Source organism: Bacillus sp. FSL K6-0268 (genome assembly GCF_038005425.1).
In the GTDB taxonomy this organism is placed as follows: Bacteria; Bacillota; Bacilli; order Bacillales; family Bacillaceae_G; genus Bacillus_A; species Bacillus_A thuringiensis_S.
Window position 1 is genome coordinate 375,405 of the sequence record NZ_JBBOTF010000002.1, and the last position, 24,266, is coordinate 399,670.

Consider the following 24,266-nt stretch of genomic DNA (forward strand, 5'->3'; position numbering starts at 1 on the left):
ATTTTAGACTTTTTCCTAACCAGCACTCTGTCCAAAAAGCGAGTTTACAACGTATTTTTTATATACACATATTTACTTTATTACCAGTCCTTCTGAGTTTACTACAGGTATCCCTAAAGGTTTAAAGTTGATATTTCCGTTTACATCTAATTCATAAGTTTGAACGCTAGATTCATATACTGAACCTGGTTCTTTTTGGTCTCTCATATCAATCACACCATTAAAAATGACTTCTTTCGTCTGATCATCTAAAGCAAATCCTAATTCTTTTAATTTGTTCCAGATAGTCGGATTGTGTTGAGAGATGACTTTTAATTTATTATAAATCCCTAATTGTACCCATGTTGGATACGTATTAACTTGATCCGTATAGTACCCTTTAATTCTAGAAGTTCCTAATAATTTCGATGTATATACTGGTGTACTCAGCTTAGCAGTTTTTACAACTGCTGTACGCAGAGCTATTTCGAATTCCTCTGACGGAACATGAACAATATGTGAGACAGTATCAACTGATGTAGATACATTTGTATATCCATAGTTTGTAGAGTATTCAAACGTTATATTATTTTTTGCTTCAAGAAGGTTAAGGAAATTCGTTTCTAAGGTTAAATGCATCGATTGTTTCATTCCTATATTCATACTATGTGTGACTGTCAATTGGTTAAAATGGTAAAATAACCTAACGATTTATATATTATTGGCATTTTTCAGCTTAATATTGTATTTCAATCCTCCATAAAATGGCGTTATTGTTATATCAAAATCATATATGTTCAAAAATAACTTTTTAATAGTATATTTCATATTCTCCTCGAACTCCCTCAACTTCAAACCGCTAGCAACAAAATCTCTCTTCTTGATATTTCGCCTCTATACTATTTCGTCTTGATTTGTTCAAACCATTTTTTGAACTCTGTTCTACTATGCTTACCGCTAATACGGCTCGATTCCTTACCCTCCTTAAAATGAATAATAGTGGGAGTACCTGTTATTTTATACTCATCCCAAGGACCATCTAATGTTTCAATATCCATAACTTTCATATCAATATTCAAGTGTTGCGCCATCGGTACTATAATTGGAGATATTTTTTGACAATGAACACAAGAAGTTTGATAAAATTAAATTATTTCTTCTTTGTTCTCTTCTAAATTTTTTTGAAGATTTGAAAGGGAAATTTTGTTTGTGTAGTAGTCAGAACTATTTATTTGACTACTACTAACATTATCCTTTTGCGTATTAGTGGAATCCGTTTGTTTTTCTATTTGTACGATAATTAAAATTGTTGCAAACAAGATGATAAGAATACCACCGAATATGAACATTTTTTTCATTTTTTCATCTCCTTGTTTGTTGTTGATTACAATGAAACTACAGACAGCGCTTGTGAAAAAACGATAAGTGTTGAATTCTCAAAAAAAAATAGCCGCATACATACATTACTACCAACAAACTCAAAACCTATATAATCTCAGAAAAATATAAGTTTCCTAACTTAGCAACACATAAAACGCCTTATTCAATTCATAAATAATTTAACCTTTTATCGCCACCTGGACACCCCTTATATAGACTTTACAATCTTTTTATGTTTTTGATACACACGTAATTTTATAAAAATGTTAATTTAAAATCGAGCAATAGTATAATTACAGATAACCTTCATCAAATTTTATTACACAGTTTAAATTCGCACTAAAATCAAATTTACTCCTTACTTACATATACTGATTTTGATAATAAGTAATACATAGTAAATATCTTGCAATGTTAAATGATATAACTTTTTAAGTTAAGACCGGCAAAATTAAAACAACCTCCATAAGGAGGCTACATAGTCATATTGATTTGAAAATCAAATTATCGCTCTATAAATTCAAATTATTGGTAAATGCTACACTATCATCAACTGGCCAAATATACATGTTTGGATTTACTTCCCCTATTTTAAAATGATTGTATTTTGCTGTTTTTCTACTTTTCTTATTTTTTCTACAGGAGCTCCTACAGGATTGTTATAATTAATATTCCCAGCTACATCTAACTCATAAGCCTGATAGATTACCGTATACGAATCATCCGTTTCTTTCCTGTCTATCATATTAATAACTCCTTTAAAGATAACTTCTTTCGTTCGATTATCGAGAGAAAATCCTAACTCCTGTAGTTTCTCCCAAATAATTGGATTGTGTTGAGAGATTACCCTGAATTTATTATAAATGCCCAATCGAATCCACGTTAGATAAGTATCGACATAGTCCGTATAGTACCCTGCAATTCTAGAGATTCCTAATAGTTTTGATGCATATATAGGTTTACTCAATTTAACAGTTTTTATAACAGCTGTACGAGGAGCCACTTCTAAGTTTTCTGGTAAAATTCGAACAAACTTTATTTCAATATCTATGGTTTTAGTTGCATTCATATATCCATGATTGTAATTAAATTCAACAATTCGATCAGTTTGCGCCTTAAGAATATCTTCCAAACCACCTGATAATGTAAGTTTCAAGGGTTCTTTCGCTCCCACATTCAGAATATGTCTGACAGATAATTCCTTACTCATTTGATAAGTCGTTACTATTTCTTGAGTTGATGCGGTTATTTTATTGGTGTAAAACTGATTAATGACTTTCATATCAATAGTCTGATACTGATTTGAATTAGCGTCCGGTCTAGGTGCTTCCAAATATTTATCTGCATTGGGATTAGAAATCTGCAATGTGTCAATACCAGTAATTGTATTTGTGTTACTATGATATCCATCTATCGCTTTAAGGATTTGCTGAAGTGTTACATTGTCTTTTTGAATTGCATTTAACTTATTTAAAACACCTTGTTCTTGGCTGGGTAAAATTAAATAATTAAGACAAACAAAGTTATATGAGTCTCCTTTCCAATTAGTTTGTTCATGTAAATCGTCAACTTCTACAAGATGATTTATAGTTTCATACATAGAATAAATACGCCTATGATTACTTGCATCATTCTGTTCCACACACCCCTGAAAAAATACCTGTTTCATATAAATCTCAAGATTAGTTGCTGTAAAGGAACTAATGGTGTGCTTAATACCCCAACAGGTGGAGCGTTTTTTAACATTTTATTATATCGTTTCATACGTTTTCCTCCTTATGTATGTTGCAATTTAATTTTATCAAAAAAGAGCAGACACATAATACAAAGAAAGGGATTTTACAAAGGGATAATTCGAATTAGTATTTTTACTATCAACATAAAAATATAATTTCACCTTAAATGGAATTGGAACCCTTATTTCAGATTTAATTCTACAATTATTAAACTACCTGGTGAAGATGAAAAAATACGTACATGACAAAAAGAATACATTACAGTTGCAATTCAAATAGGATTTAAATTTGACCGAAAAAAATTGAAATTGATGATAATTTTATAGAAATTCACAAAAAAGTTCTCTTTCTAAAAAAGAGGTTGGCTTTTCTTATTCTTCCTCTAGTGAAGGACCTCGCATGGCCCTACTTACACATATCTTTACGAGCTCAAAAGAACAGACTAATGAACCAGTCTGTTCTTAGGTAAAACGATATAATTTGAGCGTTTTTTCACTAGGACCCATTTCATATAAATAATATCATTCCATTAAATTTATTTCGGAAGCACAATTTTTTTATACAATTGAACTGTAATGAAGTAATAAATTGAGTAAATCACTACGAAAATAACAATGGGTGACCAAATTCGATAATATGGATCAACCAAAAGGACACCGAATATATTCATACCAACTAATATGTGAACAATACCGATAATTACTGGAACTAAAAATACAAAGAATAACTCTTTATAAATGGATTGTGTTAATAGCTCTCGGCGAACACCGATTTTTATGAAGCATTTGATAACGTGTACAATCTTTGGATGCACCGGACAGAACTTTACCGTATACTTTTTGAACGTTTTTTACATCTGAAAACATCTACTATAATGTTGGAAGAATACACTTAAAACTGGTTCTTTCCCGTATTAGTTGAAATTGATATAATGACATATAAAATAGGGAAAAGGTATGGGGGATATTCGATGGAAAATATTTTAAGTGTATTAGATTCTAACATTCAATATGTAAAACATGAATTTATCGACGATCAAATTGTTTTTCAAGCTAAAACAAAATATATAAAAGCTATATGCCCATATTGTATGATGGAATCAGACAAAGTACATTCAAAATACTATCGAGTTTTTCAAGATCTTCCTGTTTCAAATTTTGAAACCCTTATTCATCTAGAGCTGCCTAAATTTTTTTGTATAAACGCTAGCTGCTCTTATACGACTTTTAGCATGCCACTTCCTTATATCGAGCCGAAGGCACGCAAAACAAAGCGTTTACAAAAGGAAATTTTGGCTCTTTCTTTAGAAATGAGTTCGATTAACTCTGCTAAAAGGCTCCATCAACAGAAAATTAAAATTAGTAAAAGCACCATTTGCCGTTGGATTAAAAAAAAGAAATCATAATCGATAAAAGTAATATTACCAAGGTCTGTATTGATGATTTCGCTATTAAAAAAGGGCATCGATATGGAACGATTATGGTAAATATTGAAACGCATAAAATCGTCGATTTAATCCCTTCTAGGGATTTAGAAGATGTGACTGTCTGGTTGAAAACATTTCCCCATCTAGAAATCGTTTCTAGAGACGGTTCTGTCACTTTTCGAAATGCAATTACAGCGGCACACCCTACAGCTATTCAAGTTAATGACCGCTTTCATTTAGTAAAAAACGTAATGGATTATATAAAAAAATATTTTCAACGATTACTACCTACTTCTATACAAATTAATAGCCCATTAGTGGACGAAATAAATCCAGCTTACTCTTTGCTTACCAGAAAAGAAAAAATTGTGATCGCGCAAAAATTACAGAAAAAAAAGATACCTATTTCTAGGATTGCAAAAGAATTAGCAATGGACATTCGTACGCTTCAAAAGTATATTCATCTGCCTAAACATCAATTGTCTACTCTTTTCATGACTAAATTTGAAAGGGAAAGATTTGAAAACATACAACGAAAAAAGCAGATAATCAAACAGGTGAAAAAACTTCATTCCGAAGGAATGAGTATCAGAAAAATTGCTGTATACGTACATTTAGATCGACGAACGGTACGAAGGTATATAAAGGAAAATTTACGAACAATCAGTGTACAAACCCGTTCTGGTCGAACTACAAAAATCAATTCTTATTTGGAGCACATGATTACATATATGCAAAAAGGATACTCCTCAAAGAAAATTCATGATCATTTAGTTTTGCAAGGATACACAGGCAGTGTTTCTACAACTCGTTACCATATCCGATTGCTCAAGAAGCAACAGAACATCAAGAAACCATTTTTTCATTCTATTCCTAGACAAAAAATTATTAGATTGATCTTTAATCCAGCAGGGGATCCTGCATTGAAGAGTCAACAGATAGAAGAAATTTTTGAGCTTTATCCATCTGTTCAGGAATTGTTAACTTTGCTATACCAGTTTCAAACTATACTGGCAGAAAAACAGTATGAAAAATTGTCTGAATGGATACTTAAAGCAGAAAAACTTTCTATTCCAGAAGTAGACTCCTTCCTACATGGAATAAAACGAGATTTTGAGTCTGTACTCCATGCTTGTAAATATCCCTATAGTAATGGTTTAGCGGAAGGCAGTGTGAATAAAACAAAGCTCATCAAACGGATTATGTATGGCAGGAATAATTTTGATATTTTGCGAAAAAAGATTCTATTACGAGAGTTCAACTAATACGGGAAAGAACCTTAAAACTCCCCCACTTTCATTTCGTTTAGAAGAGGTGGATTCCTAAGTAAAGAGTTCTAAAGAACTCTAGTTTATTTTGTAAAAAAGCGTGTATACGCATCCGCAAGGTTGCGAATAGACAACTGCCTCGCAATACATTCCCCTTTTTTTAGCCAAACAAACCTCATTCTATTTCTTTGTATGCATAATCCCATAGGGATAGGAAATGTATACAAAACGAGAACAGCCAATCATTTTATAAATTAAAATCACTTGTGTTTGATTTAGATAGATACGGACCGTATAGGTTTTATTCATCATGATTCATTTAACCCCATTTCGAGAGAATAGGCCAAAACATTCTATATACAAATAAAAGAGCACTCCTAATTCAAACTTCTCTTTTACTTTATTTTTGCACCAGCAGCATTCTTACACGAAAAATGAGGCCTCTTTTGCAAAAATGATATCATAAAAGTATAAAAATTACGCTTGTCAAAAGACCTTTTCATACATATCGATGCTCTCCCGTTTCGATATAATAAATATCTCTATAATAAATATTATTTTTCACGCCACCTATTTGATAAGGACCAAAAGAAACGGACAATATAAGCATGAAGCGTATATTGTCTTTTTCGTGTGGATTCAATCATGCGAAAAAGTCGGTTTCGGATATTTCTATCAAAAAAACAAAATAGAAATAAAACATAGAAAGGAGCAAGTGATGAAACTAATTTTATACCTATGTATCGCCATCAGTATCTTTGCTACAACTGGTTGTTCTTTTAATGCAAATAAATCATACACGTCCCATTCTAAACAATCTAACCAACAAACAAAAAATACATTAAATAAAGAAAAACGCCAAACATATTTACAGCACCAACTGCAAGGGGCTAATGCTTTTATCCAAGATCCTACGATTCGTGCAAACAAATATAAAAAAATGATGGAATCACCATTCAACTTTTATAGGGGGACAACCCCTTTATATTATAGTGACCTTCGAGCCGGAGTTATTCCGATACCGGCTGGATGGAATCAACATGCCCCTATCCAAACCTGGTTAGAAGGAGACGCGCATGCTCAAAACGTAGCTATTTTTGATGATTGTGAGGGGACTTTACGATTTGATGTCACTGACTTTAAGAATTCTTATATAGGACCATTCTATTGGGATATTCTTCGTTTTATGAGTAGTATCTTTTTATTTACAGATGAATTACCTCATATTAAGGTATCGACAGCACAACAAAAACAAATGGCTTCCGCATTTTTACAAACATATCAAACAACATTACAAAAAATCATCGAAAATCCGACGGAAAAATACAAGGAACTTCGTGCTGAACAATTGAAAGATGGATTTATCAAAAAACAAATGGAAGAAATGAAATCGTCCTATACATACGAGGCCTTTCTTGGGCAGACTACTACATTACTGCAAAATGGAAAGCATATCTTTCTTCCAAATGACTCCTCTTTCGTTTCTCTTGGTGCAGAAGAACAAGAAGATTTTACAAAAGGGTGGAACGGGTATATCAAAAGTATAGCGTCTTTCGCTGATACGAAATCCGAAGGATATTTTACTCGAAAAGATGTGGTGCATAAACAAAATTCAGGTGTTGGCAGTGTGGGAAGGGATATTTTTTATGTCTTGATAGAAGGAAATACGGCAGAACCAGAAGATGATATTGTGTTGGAAGTCAAAGAACAACAACTACCCGCAATGTTTACAGAAGGCCCATTATCCAAAGAAGAATATGACGGATGGTTTTCATCTCATGCAGAACGGACGCGTATTGCTACGCTTGCAACAGGTATAAACATCGATTCGCATCTTGGTACCCTATATACACGAGGGCGGTCCTATTCAGTAAAAAAATTATCTCCTTGGTATCATGAGTTTGACTCAGCAGATTTCCGTAAAATTTCAGATGTAGAAGAATTTGTACAATACGCCGCAATAGCGTTCGCTCGTATGCATGCACGGGCAGATTCAGATTATAATCAAACATATATTCCCCATCGTTTTGCAGAAAATACTGTGGAATTTATGAAAAAAAATCCACAGTTCCCTCAACAATTTTTGCAATGGAGTGAGGACTATTATCATCAAGTAGTCGAAGATTACACATTATTTCAAGAATTAGTTCAAAGTAAGAAATTATAAGATTCTGCTGCAAAGTTTTTTGAACTAAGCTAAATTGTAGGAAAATTGAACAGAGGTCGATGGTACATAATGCTTTAAAGGAAAACAATTTAGGAAAAATATTATTTTGGTAGCCGTTGGTTACTACTTTCGTTTTCTTTAAACTATCGTGATGTATCGGAACTTTTGAGCGAACATGGCGTATCCATTTATCCTACAACAACCCTCATGCGTTCAGTTTATGAATATGAAAATTTGATTGATCAAATGCGGAAGAAGAAAACAAATCAACATATTTGGCATTTAGAGGAGACCTATATGAAAGTCAAAGGTAAGCGATATTATCTGTATCATGCAATTGATTGAAAAGGGTATCACCTTAAGTATTCAATTTCGTAAAACCAGAAATTATCAAGCTACTTATATATTTATATAAAGACTCATGAAATTTGTTGGAGACCACCGGTTCTCACAACAAATCCGGTTCCAATCCTACTTTGTACATTCAAAAAATTGAAAAAGATATGAAACATTGTACTGTTACGGTTAAGCATTTGAATAACCTCATCAAACAGGATTATAGATATATTAAACGACGTTTTGCTAAATCCGCAGGATTTCAAAATCTTCGTCATGTCTCACCTACCATTCCTGCTATATACAAACAAAAGAGAAGTCATAGTTCAGACTTCTCTTTTTCGACATACAAAGAATTACAGCCGTTACTTATAGCACTGCTTAAACTAAAGTTGTATTTTATAAACGTACTTATGTTTTGTCAAAATTTGCAACAGAGCCTTCACTCTCCCTACTGAGATGAAGCGTTTCCGTGGGGGCTTGAGTTAGAACACTAAGTCTTTTCGTCTATCGCTAGACAGTTTGACATTTTAGCATTCATGCTCCCTTACGGTAACACCCCAAGTATATTTTTGGTTAATACCGCAATAATATGTTCTGGTTCAAGGGTATGTCGGATTCCGAAAATAAAACCAATAGTCACAACCGAAAATGTAACTTTCATCAATTTTCTCCGCCATTTATTTTATTGTTAAAACCCAGGGGGTTCCATTAGTTGGTAAGCAATGAATATTAGTATTTCCTTAGAAAGCTAGGGGGTTTATTAAACCATTCGTGACTAATTATATGGTGAAATTCAGAGAATAAATCTTCAATGGTTTGTGTAGTATTAGCTAAAACTCGTATGGTGAATCCCGGAATTAATAAGGATGACAATCCGACCTTATATTCCTTTGTATTAGCATCAATAGCATGATATAAAACATCAAGTAAATCTGGATTTGCTTTTTCACCAATCACAATCATAGATCCCAGGTGCGAATACCCTTCCATTAAGCCCATCTCTTTCATATCCTGTATAGCAGGCTTTAGTTTAATATGATCATATACTACCAACTCGCTTTCCATATAAATCTCATTAATCAACTGAAGCATATCATAACTAAATTCTTCTCCATCAGGAGACCATCCCGGAGTAATGATATCCGAATAAAAAAGTGTAGAACCTTTTTCCATATAAATAACATTTTTTTGTTTATATCGTGCATCCCGATAACCAATCAAAGGATCAGGAATATATTCGAGATAGCTACCTTCCTTAAGGTTAATTTCTGTTTCCTGATAAGCAGGCTTGTTTGGTGTCTTGTATATTTTTGTAGCTGACTGTGTGGTTAATGTTAACTTTGCATGTTTCTCTAACGAAATCTGGATTTGATAGCGTTCACCATCCAGATAACCACCTCCTGGATTTAAAATATAATAACAGGCTTGACCAGATTCATCATGATAAATAGGACGCATGACTTTATACGCCCCTTGAAAATATACTTTCTTTGCTACTGTTTTTCCGTTCCTGTGCTGGGCATCTAAACGTAAAATCCCTGTCCAATTCTGCATCTTTATTCCAAGCCTTTTAAAAATGCATTCTTACTAATCCAATCAACGACTTGGTCAAGTCCTTCATTAGTTTTTAAATTAGTAAAAATAAATGGCTTATCACCACGGAATACTTTAGTATCAGATGCCATAATATCCAAATTTGCTCCAACTAAAGGAGCCAAATCCGTTTTGTTGATGATAAATAGGTCTGACTTAATCATACCTTGTCCGCCCTTACGTGGAATTTTTTCTCCTTGGGCTACATCGATGATATAGATGGAAAAATCAACAAGTTCTGGGCTAAATGTAGCAGCTAGGTTGTCCCCGCCACTTTCTACAAAAATAAGCTCAAGATTAGGATGTCTCTTGATTAATTCTTCAATGGCTGCGAAATTCATAGAAGCATCTTCACGTATGGCAGTATGAGGACATCCACCTGTTTCTACACCAATAATACGATCTTCTGAAAGTACACCGTTGGTCATTAAAAATTTAGCATCTTCTTTAGTATAAATATCGTTTGTCACAACAGCCATGTCGATATCATCTTTCAGATGACGAGTTAATTTTTCAACCAATGCGGTTTTCCCTGCTCCTACAGGTCCCCCAACACCAATTTTAATGAGTTCCATCAAAAACACTTCCTTTCCATTAAGACATGAAAATGCGAATATTCACACGTTCATGTTGCATTTGCGATAGTTCCAATCCTGGCGAGACAATACCAAAGTCTTCTTCATTCAATGTCTTTATCTTAGCTATGGTCTCCTCTGTTAAAATTGTTTGAAATTCTTGAATAATTTTCTGACCTGAAGTTTGTCCCAAAGGAATGGCTCGTACTGCATTTTGGACAAGACTCAAAACAACTGAGTATAAATAATATAAAATGGTGGTAAATGTAGGCACCCCTAAATGGTAGCCCACAATCGCAAATACAATCGCTGGATGACCGAAGGATTGCATTTGTTTAATGCGCTCACTATATTCAGATAGAAGCGGAATATCATACAGAGATTTTACGAGCAGTAACATCCGGTGCCCCATTCTTTGGGTGCCCTCTCTCGTTTCTCGTGGTAAATTTTGTACAGTCGCCATCCGATCAATCTTCCATATCTTTTGGAAGTCTTCCTTTTCTAGTGCCTCGTATACAAGACGGCAAGCAAGTCCATCGGAATAAACGAGCTGCTCATTTATATATACACGCAACCAATGAAAAAATGATTTCTGATCATACACTTTGTCTGCTTGAATATAAGTTTCCAGCCCGTATGAATGACTAAACGCCCCTGTTGGTAAATTAGAATCGCATAGCTGTAATAATGCAAGTAAATTTTTACCCATGACTATGTCCAATATGACGGAAAGCTTTTTTCACTTTCCGTTTTTCACATTTATAAGGAATTTGAAGTTCTTGCAGTAACTCTTCTACAAGATAATCATACTGAACAAGCATTTCATTTTTTTCAAATTGAGCGGGAAGATGGCGATTCCCCAATTGATGAGCAATTGTCCCCATCTCTTTTAAGCTGTGTGGTTTAATCACAATTAAATCATCGGACAGAACATCTATTATAATTAAATTTTTGTCGTCCATATATAATACATCACCAGCAACGAGGTCACGCGGTTCTTTTAATCGAATTCCAATTTCCTTACCATGGTCCGTTGTTGTTCTTTGAATCCGTTTCATCAAATCTGCGCTTTCTAGGTAAATTTTCTCAATATGACGTTTTTCAATCTCTTCTTTTTCCATATTTTCAATATTTGTTATAATTTGTTCAACTATCAATATCTTCACCTCAAAATAGGAAATATCGTTGTCCCATCGGCACTTGATCAACAGGTTCACATGTAATTAACTCGCCGTTTACTTTTACTTCATAAGTCTGTGGATCTACTGTGATTTCAGGAGTCTCACAGTTCAACTTCATATCTTTCTTCGTCAGTTTTCGAATGCCGTGAACTGGAAGAATCATTTTTTGCAATCCAAGCTTCTCATGTAATTTTTCATCGAAGGATACTTGAGAAATAAACGTAATAGACGATTTGGATAGAGCTTTTCCGAATTGTGCATACATAGAACGATAAATAACTGGCTGAGGTGTTGGGATAGACGCATTTGCATCTCCCATCAAGCTTTCCACAACAAATCCATTTTTCAAAATCATTTCAGGTTTTACCCCGAAAAAGGCCGGATTCCACATCACAAGGTCAGCAATTTTTCCAACTTCAATAGATCCAACATACTCAGAAATACCATGGGTAATAGCGGGATTTATAGTATATTTAGCCACGTAACGCTTCACACGATTATTATCAGAAAACTCACTGTCACCTTCCAATGTCCCTCTTTGTTTTTTCATTTTGTCAGCCACTTGCCAGGTGCGTAAAATAACTTCGCCGATACGCCCCATCGCCTGTGCATCTGAGCTAGTCATACTAAATACGCCTATATCTTGAAGAATATCTTCAGCAGCAATAGTTTCACGCCGAATACGCGAATCGGCAAATGCTAAATCTTCTGGAATAGAGGGATTTAAGTGATGACAAACCATCAACATATCCAAATGTTCGTCCACTGTATTCACTGTATAAGGTAAAGTTGGGTTTGTTGATGACGGTAGAATATTCATATGGCTAGCGGACTTAATTAAATCTGGTGCATGCCCCCCTCCTGCTCCTTCTGTATGATACATATGAAGGACACGACCTTTAATCGCTGCCATTGTATTTTCCATAAATCCTCCTTCATTCAAAGTATCTGCATGAAGTGCGACCTGTATGTCATATTTATCAGCTACCCTTAATGCATAGTCAATGGCGGAAGCCGTTGATCCCCAGTCTTCATGGACCTTCAACCCGATAGCACCGGCGCGAATTTGTTCCACAAGTGGATCTTCGGAAGCTGCTTGACCTTTTGCAGTGAAACCGACGTTAATCGGCATTCCTTCCGCTGCTTCCAGCATCCGGTGCATATGCCATTCTCCAGGAGTAACCGTTGTGGCTTTTGATCCTGCCGCTGGACCTGTCCCTCCACCAATCAACGTGGTAAGACCTGAAGCTAATGCTACTCTTATCTGTTCAGGATTAATAAAATGAACATGGGTATCGACACCACCAGCTGTTACAATCATTCCTTCACCAGCAATAATTTCTGTCCCCGATCCAATCACGATATCCACTTTGTCCATAATCAATGGGTTTCCTGCTTTACCAATACCAGCAATTTTACCATCACGGATACCAATATCAGCTTTGTAAATACCAGTATAATCCAGAATAACAACATTAGTAATAACCACGTCTGCGATTCCATCTCCACGTGTTACTAGCGGATTTTGCCCCATACCATCACGAATAACCTTCCCACCTCCGAATACCACTTCATCACCATAGGTAGTATAATCCTTCTCAATTTGAATAATTAAGTTAGTATCTGCTAAACGAATAGAATCTCCTGTAGTAGGTCCATACATTTGTGTATATTGTTTTCTAGACATTTTGAAACTCATTTTTCTCCCTCCTTTTCTCTCGAACCGTTCATTTTATTATTGAAGCCATAAATACGACGTTCGCCAGCATAATCAACCAATTGAACTTCCTTTTTGTCCCCTGGTTCAAAACGTACAGCAGCTCCTGCAGGGATGTTCAATCTCTTTCCCAATGCCTTTTCTCTATCAAATTGGAGGGCTTCATTAGTTTCATAAAAATGAAAATGCGACCCTACTTGAACAGGACGATCCCCCGTATTTATTACAGTTAGCTTGATGGATACCCTTCCCTTATTACAAATAATGTCTTCTTCTTTCAAAAATAATTGTCCTGGCTGCATGTATATAGCCTCCCGTCTTTTTATTTAATCGGATTATGTACTGTCACAAGTTTTGTACCGTCAGGAAACGTAGCTTCTACCTGTATATCATCAAGCATTTCTGGAATCCCTTTCATAACATCGTCACTCGTTAAAATGGTTGCTCCATATTCCATCAATTCTGCAACAGTTTTTCCATCCCGTGCTCCCTCTAATACTTCATAAGTAATAAATGCAACAGCTTCTGGATAATTTAATTTCAATCCTCTCTTTTTTCGTCGCTTAGCAAGATCTGCGGCAACAACGATTATGATTTTGTCGATCTCACGTGGTGATAATTGCATAAAAAATCCCTCCTCTTTTATCATGTAATCAACAGTATTTTGCTATAAAAAACATACTCAATTAATACATTCCCCTATTCCTTCCTTACTTATGCAAACTTTACCAGTAACCAATTATCAAGTAGCTATTCACATTTGAAATATGCTTTTCTACGTAATCAATAGTTTAGTGTAGCTAATGGTTGTAGAATAAACCGATAAAACACGTACTTTCAGAAGTTTAAGTGTATCTCGATAATTTAAAGAAACCAACAAGCATAACCTGACGAATTTGCTTTTCTTTTAAAATCGTTTATTTAAAATCAATCCCATTTTCACAAAATTTTAACTTCTTTCCAAAAACATAAAATTTTCCGATTATAGATTTGGCAAAATTTTTCTAGCTCCTAAAAAAATCCATGTACTTAAAACGAAAGGCATAGTCAAAGTCGGCAGTCCGTATGGTAAAAGCCAAGTATCTATACTACCTGTGAACACCACGGTTAAACAAACCGCGACAATACCGGTGAACAATGTAAAACGATTTGGAACGGTTTTAAATACTACCGATACAGCTAACATAGTCAAAATAGCATTGTATCCATAAAGTCCTAAATATATTAGATTATGCTCTCCCCCCAGAGTATACGATATCAACAAAGCACACGCATTTCCTACTATAGCGTACAGACCAAGTTTCCATCCTGCCAAACAAACTGCAATAATAATTAAAATCCCTGATAGGAATCCATGGATGAAGAAAATCTGTGCAAATCCGTTAAATACCCCTTCTCCCCAATCTATTTTCCCAGATATCTCTAATTTCCAATGAGAAAGATCCTGCGGTCGCAAATTTGAAGTTAAGTGAAAAACCTTTAAGCGATAAGAAGCCAACAGCATGAGCCATGTTAAAATGATAAAAGGAAAAGTAAGGACCGGAATCTCTGTCCTCTTCATGATATGCATCATAGCAGCTGTTAAAACCGCAGCTAATGCTGCGCTAATAAGAGCGATAATCCAGTTGTATGGTCCTGTTAAAAATATGGTCAACGCCATTCCCGTCAATACAGAATTATAGCCGAATAATCCCTGACTGATGATTTTGTCCTCCACTCCCCCTATTTTTCCGACTATAATGCTAATTAAGGATGATAACAAAGCAACAGCTCCTAAATCATAGGAAAAAATGGTTATCGCGAGAAGTATGATAAGCCCAGAAATAGCATTTTCAATAAGCATAACTTGAGATATATTTTTTAAAGTAGCTGTAAAAAAAGAATACCAATTTTCTTTAATCCATAGCTTATAATTAGTAGGTAGCATGCCACTCCTTCTTTCAAAATATTTTTAATTTGTTGACTACACAAAAAAATTAGGATTTAATGTAGTGCAGCCATACTATTTTTGGGGTATATAATTTTTTTTACCTTCTCCACATCATTCTTAAAATATTCAAAACACTGTTATCATACATATTTAAATATTTTTTCATGTTTCCAAACCGGAAACATATACTCTGTATTTTCCTGAAAATATTAAACATCACAACGATTTTTTGACACTCCCACGGCTAAAGCCGCAAGTCCTACACCTTACGGTGTAACGGATGGGATTCCTGAATGACGAAACGTTCGCAGTCCATTTCTGTTTTGAACAGCCTTCAAGATGAGGGTGTGTCATCACCCCTCCTAAGACAGACCATATAGGTTCTTAGGCTGATTGACTATTACCGCCAACCACAGTTGCGTAGCGAATATTCATCGCTCCAACGATATCGCGGTGTTTCTCAAATCCGCATGGATACTTATATTTTCTATCTTTCGCCTTGTTTTTCTCCGTGCATTTTAGACACGTTTGACTTGTATAAGCAGGATTCACATATTCAACCTTTATACCAACGAATTTCGCTTTGTACTGGATGAATTGCGCTAGGCGAAAGAATGACCAAGTGTGTAGATTTTTCTCGTTTTTACGGCTTGTTCGTGCCGTCTGTCTTATGTTCGTTAGTTACTCTAATCGAATGACAGAAATAGTATGATCCGTTGCAAAATCGACGATTTCACGACTTATTTTGTGGTCTTGGTCTTGCATCCATCTTTGTTCTGTATCATCAAGTTGACGAAGGGCATTCAGTTTCTTAGCTTTTCCTAACTTTTTGCGAACACTGCGAAACCTACGTTTCATACATTTGTTTTGCCTACCGTTCCCGAAGAAACGAACTGTATCATCATCTGTGATGGCTACCGCAGGAACTTTAAGACCTAAGTCTACTCCTAAAATCTTTGTTCCCGTTTTTTCGTTTGTAAGAATCGTGACAGATACTTGAGCAATCCATTTAGCAGATTTCTTCGTGATACGAAGTGTACCTAACTTGTGCCGCAACAATTCGAAATTGCGATTATATTTGTCAATTCATAAAGCGCGAACCTTTAAACGAGTTGACTTTCCGTTTGCCATAAATGGAATTATAAAGATAGTTCAATTCCTTTGCAATCGCATGAACTGTACCAAAATTATTGCTTTTAAAACAAAATCAACCTTCTGATAACAGTCAATATTAATAACTTCTCGTTCTGTTACAAGGCGATAATATTCTAACAACTCCGTACGTATTAACTGAATTTCTTGAGATAAGAAAGGGATATTCTCTATTTCCAGATAACCTGAAGTACTATAGAAGCGCATATCTAGTGAACAATTTACATTGGAATACACAATTACTTCTTTTTTCAACTATTACATAGCTAATTCGGCTTCTTGTAGGGAAAGGACGTTTACTAAGCACAGATAATAACAACATCATACATAGTTTGATAATTCTCCATTTGATTTCTCCTTTTACTATTATCATTATTACCTACTGTAAAACTATTGATACTCATGCACGTTTTTTATTAGGCTCGGGTACAAATATAATAGGCTCTAAAAAAGACCATTAGCTTCCTAATGGAATCCATTCTTCTGCTAATAAGCCGAATAGATGCTCGATTAACTATATCTATTTTTCGACAGACTTTATCCATCGAGAATTTCATTTAAATATAGTGATTAAATGATTTAATTCCTATCGGCCGTCATCGTACAGGGTTTGTGACATGCCAAGAAACCCAGGTCTTCTTTAAAAAGCGCTTGGCATTTCGTCTTTGGCTTAAGTAAAAATCAACTATGTTTCCTTCAGAATCAATCGTACGATATAAATACATTTTCTCAATCAAAATGTTTGGTACATATAATAAAATAAATATAGATAGGAAATTTACGTATATTTGTCAGTATATCGAGGGATAGTATTCAAATCAGTAACTCACAAATCAACAAATAGTTATCAAAGATTTCTTCTACCTATTGGGCAGATAGAATAGAGTTAGATTTCCGGATGAAAATTTCTTCTTCCAACTCAACTTTTTTAAAATTCTCTTACAGATTTCCTCGAAAAAGAAAGCCCATCTTCTATAGGCATGGGATGAAAGTGAGGTTGGGTATGGAGTACCATTAAAAATTGTAAAGTTTGTGGTACTCTAAGCATCCAAAGTATAAATAGTTTCTCCGGATGTTTTTATTGGAATCTTCCGAAAGTAAATAATATAACTAGAATAAATGATGATAGAAGAAGATTTCCACGTGATTGAGAGAAAAACCTCCGCGGTTCATGCAGTTGTAAAATTGATAAACGCGTTCTGATTTTATTATTGCTAGAAATGTACTAAATAAACACGCTGTTGAAAATCAAAAAATAAGGGAATTAAACGCATGCCACAAACCCTAACAGTGAAAGTGATTCCAACAAAATAACAGGTCTGTTTATTGGAACAAAGTAGTCAAAAATATATACAATTTATACATAGACTTGTATCGAAAATAATGGAAACAAAGAAAATTACGAAAAAAATACGGCACAAGCTCGAAAATACAAATCTCAATGCGGATTTGAGAAACACAGCGATATCATTGGGACGATGAATATTTGCTACGCCACTGTGATTGGCGGTAATAGTTAAACCAGCCTAAGAACCAATATGGCCTCTCAAGGGGGATGGCACCCCCTCCTCTTGTTGTTATTTATACAGGGTTCGTTTCATTAAATCTTGGATAACTGCAACGATACTAGTACTGTGAACACTTACAAATCATTATTATGGTACTTTTTTTCAAGAGTATTCAATTTCAAGTAGAAAGGGTTAGTAACTATGTGGAAAAGTGAACTAAAAAAAGCAATTAACTTTTTTGTTATTATTCTATTTCTTCACGTGCTTGGAGTTCTCTTATTATTACCAGCACTGTATAAAGGTAATAGCATAATTGGGATGGCTATCATTGCATATTCTTTAGGATTGCGTCATGCGTTTGATAGTGATCATATTGTCGCAATTGATAATACTGTTCGGAAGCTAATTGAAAAAGGGAAAAGCTCACAAGGGGTAGGCTTTTACTTTTCATTGGGACACTCTACTGTAGTATTTATAATGATTGTACTAATTGCTTTAATTGGACGAACGGCAAAACATGGAATGGAGAGTTTTTCTACTATAGGTGGGATTATCGGCACAATCGTTTCTAGCACATTCCTTATTATTATCGGGTTTACTAATCTGTTGTATCTTATTAAAGTGCTACAAAGCCAAGAAGATACGCAGCCCGAAAACTTAGGAGTTATATATCGGTTCACGCAGCGTCTATTTAGTTTTATTGATAGTCAGAAACAATTGTATATAATCGGGTTTTTATTTGGTCTGGGCTTTGATACAGCAAGTGAAATTGGATTAATTGCTCTTTCTACAGTAACTGCAACAAGTCAATCTATTCCACTTGCAAGTATCTTTGCTTTTCCAATTTTATTTGCTGCAGGAATGTCATTGATGGATACATTAGATAGTACATTCATGAATACAAATTATAAGTGGGCAATGGACAATAGTCGAATAAGAAATTCGTATAATGTATTAATCACCTCGATATCTGTTATAATGGCTTTTCTAGTAGGAGGTTATCAACTTTTATCTTTGCTTATTGAAAACTATAATTTAAAGGGACCATTTTGGAATTTCATACAGGTAGTTAATTTTGATTATTTGGGTATATGTCTTGTTGTATTCTTTATTATTTCTCTTATTATTTTTGCTATATGGAACAGAAAGGCTTTTAAAGAACCACTTTGATCTAAAGGAGAATGGGATAAATTTTGTTCTGCGAATCTTCCTCCTCAATATGTTGTCATGTTGAAACCCTTAGTAATATCGTAACTATTCAACTTCCTTACAGCCCTTCCCGAACGAGAAAGCCCTAAGGTTTGTGGCACTTTAAGTATCCAAAATGTTGGTTTTATATTTTTTCATCTTACTCGTTGCAGGTTTTTATCGAACTGATACAACGTGAACATGATAAATGAGTGTAGAAGAACCAAAACAACCGTATCATGAATGAACTACCATTTTGTATTTTGCCCACGATACAGAAGAAAAATTTTTCTTCACACAAAAGTAGAAGAGCGTTTCAAAAAGTTGGTTCAAGAAATATGTCTCGAACTAGACATTGTTCTTGCATACACTTCCAACACGTAATCCTGCTGATACAATTGCGAAAATCAAAGGAATGACTTCTAAAAAATGAAGAAAGGAATTTCTTCATTTCGAGCATGTGCCAAGCCTGTGGACACATTCTACTATAGAACTCGCATTCCCCACCCGTATAATTGTTTCCTAATAACTTCTAGTATATATTCTTCTTCATACCGTTTTGTTTTCCTGAAAACATTTCCATAAAAAGGCAATATCCCGATTGTAACCAGTCCACAATTAGATCCTGTTGATTTAATTGCGACTTTTATTACTTTGGAGAATCTGTACCTCTACTTTTATGTTATTTTCATCTCCTCCGTATCAAATTCACTCCTTTCTTTTTCCATACTTGTTTTATCACATCCCACCTTAGATGGGCATATTATAATTAGGGACAGCAAAAAGGCATCTCCCCCAGGAAGATGCCTTTTTATATAGATTTCTCTAGATGTTACTAATATTATATAATTTAATCATAAATATACCAAATAATCGTAGGTTAATAAATTAGACGTGTTGTTCTTTGCAGACACAGCTATTCATATGCTAGGAAAGTTGCTGGCTCTACTACCCAATCCTTCATAACAATTTTGCTTGTGCCAGCAAAAAATCACTAATACACTTTTTTTCATCATAAAGTTTATCTCTTATTTTGTCAATAGCAGACAAAATAAGAGATAAACAATAAAATAATATACACATTTCAATTCTAGGATTCATACCCAATGATTTTTACCCTTGAACAGAGTTTGATTGCATGCCCCAATAGTTCATATTGGTTTACATGGCAGTGTCCACTTCTTTTAAACAATATACTTTTTTCGTCAGATTAATTTAAGTACTTTCCAAATTTCTTTGTAAGATAACTTAATTTATTACATTAATTTTTAACGTATATTCATGAATGGGCTCCGTTTCCCATGGGCGAGCATATTTTAATTGTATTTTATTCATACCTAAAGAATCTCCTTTAAATACAAACGTATGTAATCCACCACGTCCCACACCAATAGGGCCATTTTCTTCAGACAAGGGATCAATATTTTCTATATAATTCGTTATTAAAGAAATATTTTGTTTCATAGGGTCTAGCATCCACACATATCCCGCTGTAGGGTTCTCTTGCAATCGGATTGCAAAGGTCTCCCCTTTTTTAATGGAAAATGTTTTATTGTGACTAGCCTCTGTAAAAATTGCGGAGTACGGAGCCTTATCAAGATAATTCATGGTTTCTGTAGTTAAAACAGATTCCGCGCTCAGATTGAGTGGTATAATAGTTAAGCTACTTACAACAACACCGCTTACAAATAAAAAATCTTTTATAGTTTTACATACATTCATAAAAAATCTCCTTTATATTTTTATTGAAAGAACAAATTCATTGTATAAAAAAATAACTATACTGCCTATAAAAGATAGGTTGAGAAATAAATATACTGTATGGATTTTCTCCTAATGAATTTTTAAAAAATATAAAGAGACGCGTTTCTATTCAACATCTACGACTTAATGACGTATCTCCTTCTCTACTGTTTATATCCCTTGATTCTCTACACACTCTAGAGTTTTTGTACCAGAACACCAAATCATACGAATAACATTTAGCATTGCCACAGAAAAAAATTAAATTACTTTCATAGATAGTTTTTTGTAGAATATCATTTTCGAAATTAACGTAATATTCAGATTGAAAATATTTTTTTTGCGCGCATCCAAATGGTATGAACAGAATGGCATTTTCAAAATCCCATAAAAAATTATTGATACAATTATATTTCAAATTCAAGTCTCTGCATTCTTTATTATTTGCTAAGCTATGAATCCAATAAAATTAATATCATTTTTTATTGGTTTAAGTTAAAACGTGGCGCAGAATACATATTCTGTAACAAAAATCCATAAGATACCTCACTACAGCATTTGAAAAATCACAAAATTATCGATTTACTCGAAGTCACTAGTTTTAAGTCCAATTTAAAGGCTGTCCCACATTCATCAACGTAAGGAATATTTTTAAATATCAAAGTGCTTACCTACAGCGCACGTCTTGCTTTTACATAATGAATGGTCCACAAGATTATAAGTCCAATCAAACTGTAGGTAATAAATGTAGAAACCAGTAGAAAGGTTTCTACTGACAATGAATATACTAGCACAATTTTAATCATCGCCTCAAAGAGGAACGTAAGTCCCCATACCCTTGTTAAAACACGAAATGTACGCCTCATACTAGCACTCTGTTCCCACTTGTAATCTAATTGTGGATTATTTGAAAACCTCCTCGCAAAATAGAATATTAATGGTTTCGAAAATAAAAGAGAAACTAAAAAAACACTGCCCATTATCCCTGTTATATAAGATTCCCTGAGTAAAATGAATCTCTCATTACCGCCGATTAAAACAGCAATAATACTCAGAACCAATGAGAAAAAAATAACAGCTGAGAACACATCTACTTTGTGCATCCGAATTAAACTATATAGCGTTTCAAGCAACGGAGCTATCGATGAAATAATTAATGCGTTTATATGACTAGTATATGGAACTAATACTATATAACTGATGTAGGGTACTATGATATTGATAACCAATGTAAAAATTAGGGATTTTCGGATTGAATTCATTATTTTTTCATCCTCTCATAGTATGCACGTATTATAGATGGAAAAAGGATTTCCATAGAATTCCCCCCAAGTGAATATCCCCTTCTCTTTCACAACTTTTGGCAAAGCGATTACAACTAATCATTTTAACAATTCACATCTCTTGTTTCTTATATCGGTAGATACGAAATATATGTTTTACTCATTAACATAGGTTGCACCTTAATTTATTGTAGGATATAAAAAAGTAGGCTGACTCCTATAGACATTCATCTCTCACCTAAAATTAGTGTTTCACACTTTCACATTATTGAGGGAAGGAAGTTCCTATTCTTCGCTCTTTTGAGACAAAAAATGACCCTCTTCTTCTTCACGTACCTGAAACCATTCATTTTTTCTTAAATATTGATATTCTCTTTTGGTGATTTTACATTCTTTGTGTAATAGAAAACGTTTCCCAAAAGCGTAGTAAGATGCGCCTTTGATTAAAGTTGCGTAATACATGCATTAACAGTCCTTTTCATACAAAAATAAGAATAAAAAGGAAACAAACTCCTTGTTTCCTTTCAATAAAAAAGATGGATTGTACAGCCTACTCTCTTTTTACTAGGATAGTTAATTAAATGGTTTTTTATACCAATTATTTTAAAAACCTAACTCTAGGAAAGTATCTAGATTTCATTACATCAAAAAACAAATTATACATTTAGACATATTTTAGACGCGAATTAACCGGTATCTTATACGGTGAACTACCCGCCACTTAACGTCCTAACGGACTGTTTGAAGTGGCGGGTAGTTCACAATATCTCATATATCATTCTCCACGTCTCATTTTCTCCTCCGTTTAGCCCAGACTAAAAAACTTTGCAACAGAACCATTTCGAGTCTGAGTCTCACAGAAAATGATAGTAATTTCTTATTTTTGGGAAATGGATGGTAACCCTTGTATATTTTCCTTCTTGTGATTGAATAGAAATATCATGTCCCAATTTCAAAACCATTTGTTTTACAAGGTACAGTCCCATCCCAGTAGATTTTGTATGTGTTCTTCCATTAGAACCTGTGAATCCTCTTTCAAACACACGATGTATAGCTTCTTGCTTTATCCCAATGCCTGTATCTTGCATAAGCAATCTTTTTTCTTCATGATCCTCCTCAAAGCGGAAAAAAATCTCTCCACCTTCATTTACATACTTTAAAGCATTTGCAGTAATGACACGGTTATTTTGGTTTTGCTATAATCATTCATCCTGTTTGTGTTGTATCAGTTAAATTATAAAAACTGCAACAAAAAAGATCCTAACATTTTGGATACTTAAAGTGCCACAAACCTTGCGGTTTTTAGTAGTACTCCTTATCCAACCTCACTTTCATCCCATGCCGAAAGGCGAGGGGATTTCTCGTTCGGGAAGGGCTGTAAAAAGATCTTCGATAATAATATCCAATAGTAATATACAGACTTACGGAAAGGAAACAAATAATGTGAGTATAGAACAGATTTTTAATCACGAGATTCCGACTATCATTTACAACCATAAATAATGAAACAAACAACATTAATATGAAGTACAGTATGAAAAAGAAGCGATTATCTTTTATATATTGAAAAAAACTCATGAAATGATATACCCGTATCCTTTCTTAGTAGTAATGAAGCCTTCCTTACCGAGGTCAGTAATTTTCTTGCGTATCCGTGTAATGTTAACGGTTAAGGTGTTTTCGTCCACGAATCTTTCATCAGCCCAAAGACTACGCATTATCTTTGTTCGGCTTACAACTGTTCCTTTATTTTGCATGAGAAGTTTTAAAATAATAAATTCATTTTTAGTTAGCGTAATAGCTTCATCCACATAAGACAAATTGTAGGTTTTAAGATCGAGCACAATCCCACCATGCTCAATAACATTTAACTCTATGTCTTCTATATACGTATATGTCCTGCGCAGGAGTGCATTAATCTTTGCCATTAAAACATCTGTGTGGAACGGTTTATTACTGAAATCATCTCCGCCCATATTCATCGCCATATCCATTGGTGTATTACGAGATGAAAGAAAAATAGTAACTACTCAGCTTCTTCAAATAAAAAAACAGGCCAAATACATGTTTCCGATTCGAAAACATGAAAAGAAAATACTCC

At 34.2% G+C, this 24,266-nt stretch carries 17 protein-coding genes and 9 pseudogenes; 6 read left to right on the forward strand and 20 right to left on the reverse strand.

Translation table 11 applies throughout. The features are described from left to right. Positions 1–72 precede the first annotated feature (72 nt). From MHI28_RS32665 to MHI28_RS32680, 4 genes and pseudogenes are all read right to left on the reverse strand, one after another. Positions 73–618 carry a hypothetical protein gene (locus tag MHI28_RS32665; protein WP_340828679.1) on the reverse strand — a complete coding sequence of 182 codons (546 nt, stop codon included), beginning with the start codon at positions 616–618 and terminating at the stop codon, positions 73–75. A 260-nt stretch (positions 619–878) separates the two neighbouring features. Next, positions 879–1,337 (reverse strand): annotated as a pseudogene (locus MHI28_RS32670) (thioredoxin family protein). Positions 1,338–1,945: 608 nt separating this feature from the next. After that, positions 1,946–3,028, reverse strand: coding sequence for a hypothetical protein (locus MHI28_RS32675; RefSeq protein ID WP_340828681.1), 1,083 nt, complete (start codon positions 3,026–3,028; stop codon positions 1,946–1,948). Between the two features lie 602 nt (positions 3,029–3,630). Further along, positions 3,631–3,922, reverse strand: a pseudogene (locus tag MHI28_RS32680) (ABC transporter permease); the annotation flags it as partial. A gap of 143 nt (positions 3,923–4,065) precedes the next feature. Here MHI28_RS32680 and MHI28_RS32685 point away from each other — a divergent pair. Further along, positions 4,066–4,500, forward strand: a complete 435-nt coding sequence (locus tag MHI28_RS32685; protein ID WP_075717486.1) for a transposase family protein — start codon at positions 4,066–4,068, stop codon at positions 4,498–4,500. A gap of 14 nt (positions 4,501–4,514) precedes the next feature. Then, the gene (locus MHI28_RS32690) at positions 4,515–5,786 is read left to right on the forward strand and encodes an ISL3 family transposase (RefSeq protein ID WP_269800728.1); all 1,272 of its coding nucleotides are present in this window, start codon (positions 4,515–4,517) and stop codon (positions 5,784–5,786) included. A gap of 89 nt (positions 5,787–5,875) precedes the next feature. Here MHI28_RS32690 and MHI28_RS32695 read toward each other — a convergent pair. Then, a pseudogene (locus MHI28_RS32695) lies at positions 5,876–6,101 on the reverse strand (helix-turn-helix domain-containing protein); the annotation flags it as partial. Between the two features lie 406 nt (positions 6,102–6,507). Between MHI28_RS32695 and MHI28_RS32700 the strand changes: the two are divergent. Both MHI28_RS32700 and MHI28_RS32705 read left to right on the forward strand, forming a co-directional pair. After that, positions 6,508–7,956, forward strand: coding sequence for a DUF2252 family protein (locus MHI28_RS32700; RefSeq protein WP_340828683.1), 1,449 nt, complete (start codon positions 6,508–6,510; stop codon positions 7,954–7,956). Positions 7,957–8,056: 100 nt separating this feature from the next. Beyond that, positions 8,057–8,663, forward strand: a pseudogene (locus MHI28_RS32705) (IS6 family transposase); the annotation flags it as partial. Positions 8,664–9,024: 361 nt separating this feature from the next. Here MHI28_RS32705 and MHI28_RS32710 read toward each other — a convergent pair. From MHI28_RS32710 to MHI28_RS32755, 10 genes and pseudogenes are all read right to left on the reverse strand, one after another. Then, on the reverse strand, positions 9,025–9,849 hold the full coding sequence (locus MHI28_RS32710; RefSeq protein WP_340828684.1) for an urease accessory protein UreD: 825 nt from the start codon (positions 9,847–9,849) through the stop codon (positions 9,025–9,027). Positions 9,850–9,851: 2 nt separating this feature from the next. Continuing rightward, positions 9,852–10,463, reverse strand: coding sequence for an urease accessory protein UreG (ureG, locus tag MHI28_RS32715; RefSeq protein ID WP_233936731.1), 612 nt, complete (start codon positions 10,461–10,463; stop codon positions 9,852–9,854). Between the two features lie 19 nt (positions 10,464–10,482). Next, positions 10,483–11,172: an urease accessory protein UreF gene (locus MHI28_RS32720; RefSeq protein WP_340828812.1), complete on the reverse strand. Its 690-nt coding sequence runs from the start codon at positions 11,170–11,172 to the stop codon at positions 10,483–10,485. Beyond that, positions 11,165–11,620, reverse strand: a complete 456-nt coding sequence (ureE, locus tag MHI28_RS32725; protein WP_340828688.1) for an urease accessory protein UreE — start codon at positions 11,618–11,620, stop codon at positions 11,165–11,167. The genes MHI28_RS32720 and ureE overlap by 8 nt, the downstream gene beginning before the upstream one ends. A gap of 10 nt (positions 11,621–11,630) precedes the next feature. Continuing rightward, entirely contained in the window at positions 11,631–13,343 is a 1,713-nt protein-coding gene (gene ureC, locus MHI28_RS32730; RefSeq protein ID WP_340828690.1) for an urease subunit alpha, read from the reverse strand. After that, positions 13,340–13,663 carry an urease subunit beta gene (gene ureB, locus MHI28_RS32735; RefSeq protein WP_340828693.1) on the reverse strand — a complete coding sequence of 108 codons (324 nt, stop codon included), beginning with the start codon at positions 13,661–13,663 and terminating at the stop codon, positions 13,340–13,342. Before ureB ends, ureC begins: the two co-directional genes overlap by 4 nt. A gap of 20 nt (positions 13,664–13,683) precedes the next feature. Next, positions 13,684–13,986 (reverse strand): urease subunit gamma, encoded by a 303-nt coding sequence (locus MHI28_RS32740; protein WP_233936725.1) that lies wholly within the window; start codon positions 13,984–13,986, stop codon positions 13,684–13,686. A gap of 357 nt (positions 13,987–14,343) precedes the next feature. Next, positions 14,344–15,288, reverse strand: coding sequence for an urea transporter (locus MHI28_RS32745; RefSeq protein WP_340828697.1), 945 nt, complete (start codon positions 15,286–15,288; stop codon positions 14,344–14,346). A gap of 387 nt (positions 15,289–15,675) precedes the next feature. Then, positions 15,676–16,431: pseudogene (locus MHI28_RS32750) on the reverse strand (RNA-guided endonuclease TnpB family protein); the annotation flags it as partial. A 617-nt stretch (positions 16,432–17,048) separates the two neighbouring features. Then, a pseudogene (locus tag MHI28_RS32755) lies at positions 17,049–17,174 on the reverse strand (DDE-type integrase/transposase/recombinase); the annotation flags it as partial. 978 nt (positions 17,175–18,152) lie between these two features. On the opposite strand from MHI28_RS32755, the gene MHI28_RS32765 reads away from it, so the two are divergent. Together MHI28_RS32765 and MHI28_RS32770 are read left to right on the forward strand one after the other, a co-directional pair. Continuing rightward, a complete protein-coding gene (locus MHI28_RS32765) occupies positions 18,153–19,121 on the forward strand; it encodes a HoxN/HupN/NixA family nickel/cobalt transporter (RefSeq protein WP_340828699.1) in 969 nt (322 codons plus the stop codon). 261 nt (positions 19,122–19,382) lie between these two features. Next, positions 19,383–19,569: pseudogene (locus MHI28_RS32770) on the forward strand (transposase); the annotation flags it as partial. A gap of 818 nt (positions 19,570–20,387) precedes the next feature. Here the strand turns inward: MHI28_RS32770 and MHI28_RS32775 are convergent. The 5 genes and pseudogenes from MHI28_RS32775 to MHI28_RS32800 all read right to left on the reverse strand — a co-directional run. Continuing rightward, entirely contained in the window at positions 20,388–20,861 is a 474-nt protein-coding gene (locus MHI28_RS32775) for a protease inhibitor I42 family protein (RefSeq protein ID WP_340828700.1), read from the reverse strand. A gap of 692 nt (positions 20,862–21,553) precedes the next feature. Beyond that, the gene (locus MHI28_RS32780) at positions 21,554–22,144 is read right to left on the reverse strand and encodes a VC0807 family protein (protein ID WP_340828701.1); all 591 of its coding nucleotides are present in this window, start codon (positions 22,142–22,144) and stop codon (positions 21,554–21,556) included. Between the two features lie 306 nt (positions 22,145–22,450). Beyond that, positions 22,451–22,627 carry a YqbF domain-containing protein gene (locus MHI28_RS32785; protein WP_340828702.1) on the reverse strand — a complete coding sequence of 59 codons (177 nt, stop codon included), beginning with the start codon at positions 22,625–22,627 and terminating at the stop codon, positions 22,451–22,453. Positions 22,628–23,019: 392 nt separating this feature from the next. Beyond that, positions 23,020–23,340: pseudogene (locus MHI28_RS32790) on the reverse strand (ATP-binding protein); the annotation flags it as partial. Positions 23,341–23,739: 399 nt separating this feature from the next. Further along, a pseudogene (locus MHI28_RS32800) lies at positions 23,740–24,186 on the reverse strand (response regulator transcription factor); the annotation flags it as partial. Positions 24,187–24,266 lie beyond the last annotated feature (80 nt).

What these genes read in the sequence shown, in the direction of transcription:
- MHI28_RS32775 (WP_340828700.1), bottom strand. Translation starts at nt 20,861, where the DNA reads ATGAATGTATGTAAAACTATAAAAGATTTTTTATTTGTAAGCGGTGTT.
- ureG (WP_233936731.1), bottom strand. Translation starts at nt 10,463, where the DNA reads ATGGAACTCATTAAAATTGGTGTTGGGGGACCTGTAGGAGCAGGGAAA.
- MHI28_RS32740 (WP_233936725.1), bottom strand. Translation starts at nt 13,986, where the DNA reads ATGCAATTATCACCACGTGAGATCGACAAAATCATAATCGTTGTTGCC.
- MHI28_RS32710 (WP_340828684.1), bottom strand. Translation starts at nt 9,849, where the DNA reads ATGCAGAATTGGACAGGGATTTTACGTTTAGATGCCCAGCACAGGAAC.
- MHI28_RS32675 (WP_340828681.1), bottom strand. Translation starts at nt 3,028, where the DNA reads ATGAAACAGGTATTTTTTCAGGGGTGTGTGGAACAGAATGATGCAAGT.
- MHI28_RS32745 (WP_340828697.1), bottom strand. Translation starts at nt 15,288, where the DNA reads ATGCTACCTACTAATTATAAGCTATGGATTAAAGAAAATTGGTATTCT.
- MHI28_RS32765 (WP_340828699.1), top strand. Translation starts at nt 18,153, where the DNA reads ATGTGGAAAAGTGAACTAAAAAAAGCAATTAACTTTTTTGTTATTATT.
- MHI28_RS32685 (WP_075717486.1), top strand. Translation starts at nt 4,066, where the DNA reads ATGGAAAATATTTTAAGTGTATTAGATTCTAACATTCAATATGTAAAA.
- MHI28_RS32665 (WP_340828679.1), bottom strand. Translation starts at nt 618, where the DNA reads ATGCATTTAACCTTAGAAACGAATTTCCTTAACCTTCTTGAAGCAAAA.
- MHI28_RS32720 (WP_340828812.1), bottom strand. Translation starts at nt 11,172, where the DNA reads ATGGGTAAAAATTTACTTGCATTATTACAGCTATGCGATTCTAATTTA.
- ureB (WP_340828693.1), bottom strand. Translation starts at nt 13,663, where the DNA reads ATGCAGCCAGGACAATTATTTTTGAAAGAAGAAGACATTATTTGTAAT.
- MHI28_RS32785 (WP_340828702.1), bottom strand. Translation starts at nt 22,627, where the DNA reads ATGTATTACGCAACTTTAATCAAAGGCGCATCTTACTACGCTTTTGGG.
- MHI28_RS32780 (WP_340828701.1), bottom strand. Translation starts at nt 22,144, where the DNA reads ATGAATTCAATCCGAAAATCCCTAATTTTTACATTGGTTATCAATATC.
- MHI28_RS32700 (WP_340828683.1), top strand. Translation starts at nt 6,508, where the DNA reads ATGAAACTAATTTTATACCTATGTATCGCCATCAGTATCTTTGCTACA.
- ureC (WP_340828690.1), bottom strand. Translation starts at nt 13,343, where the DNA reads ATGAGTTTCAAAATGTCTAGAAAACAATATACACAAATGTATGGACCT.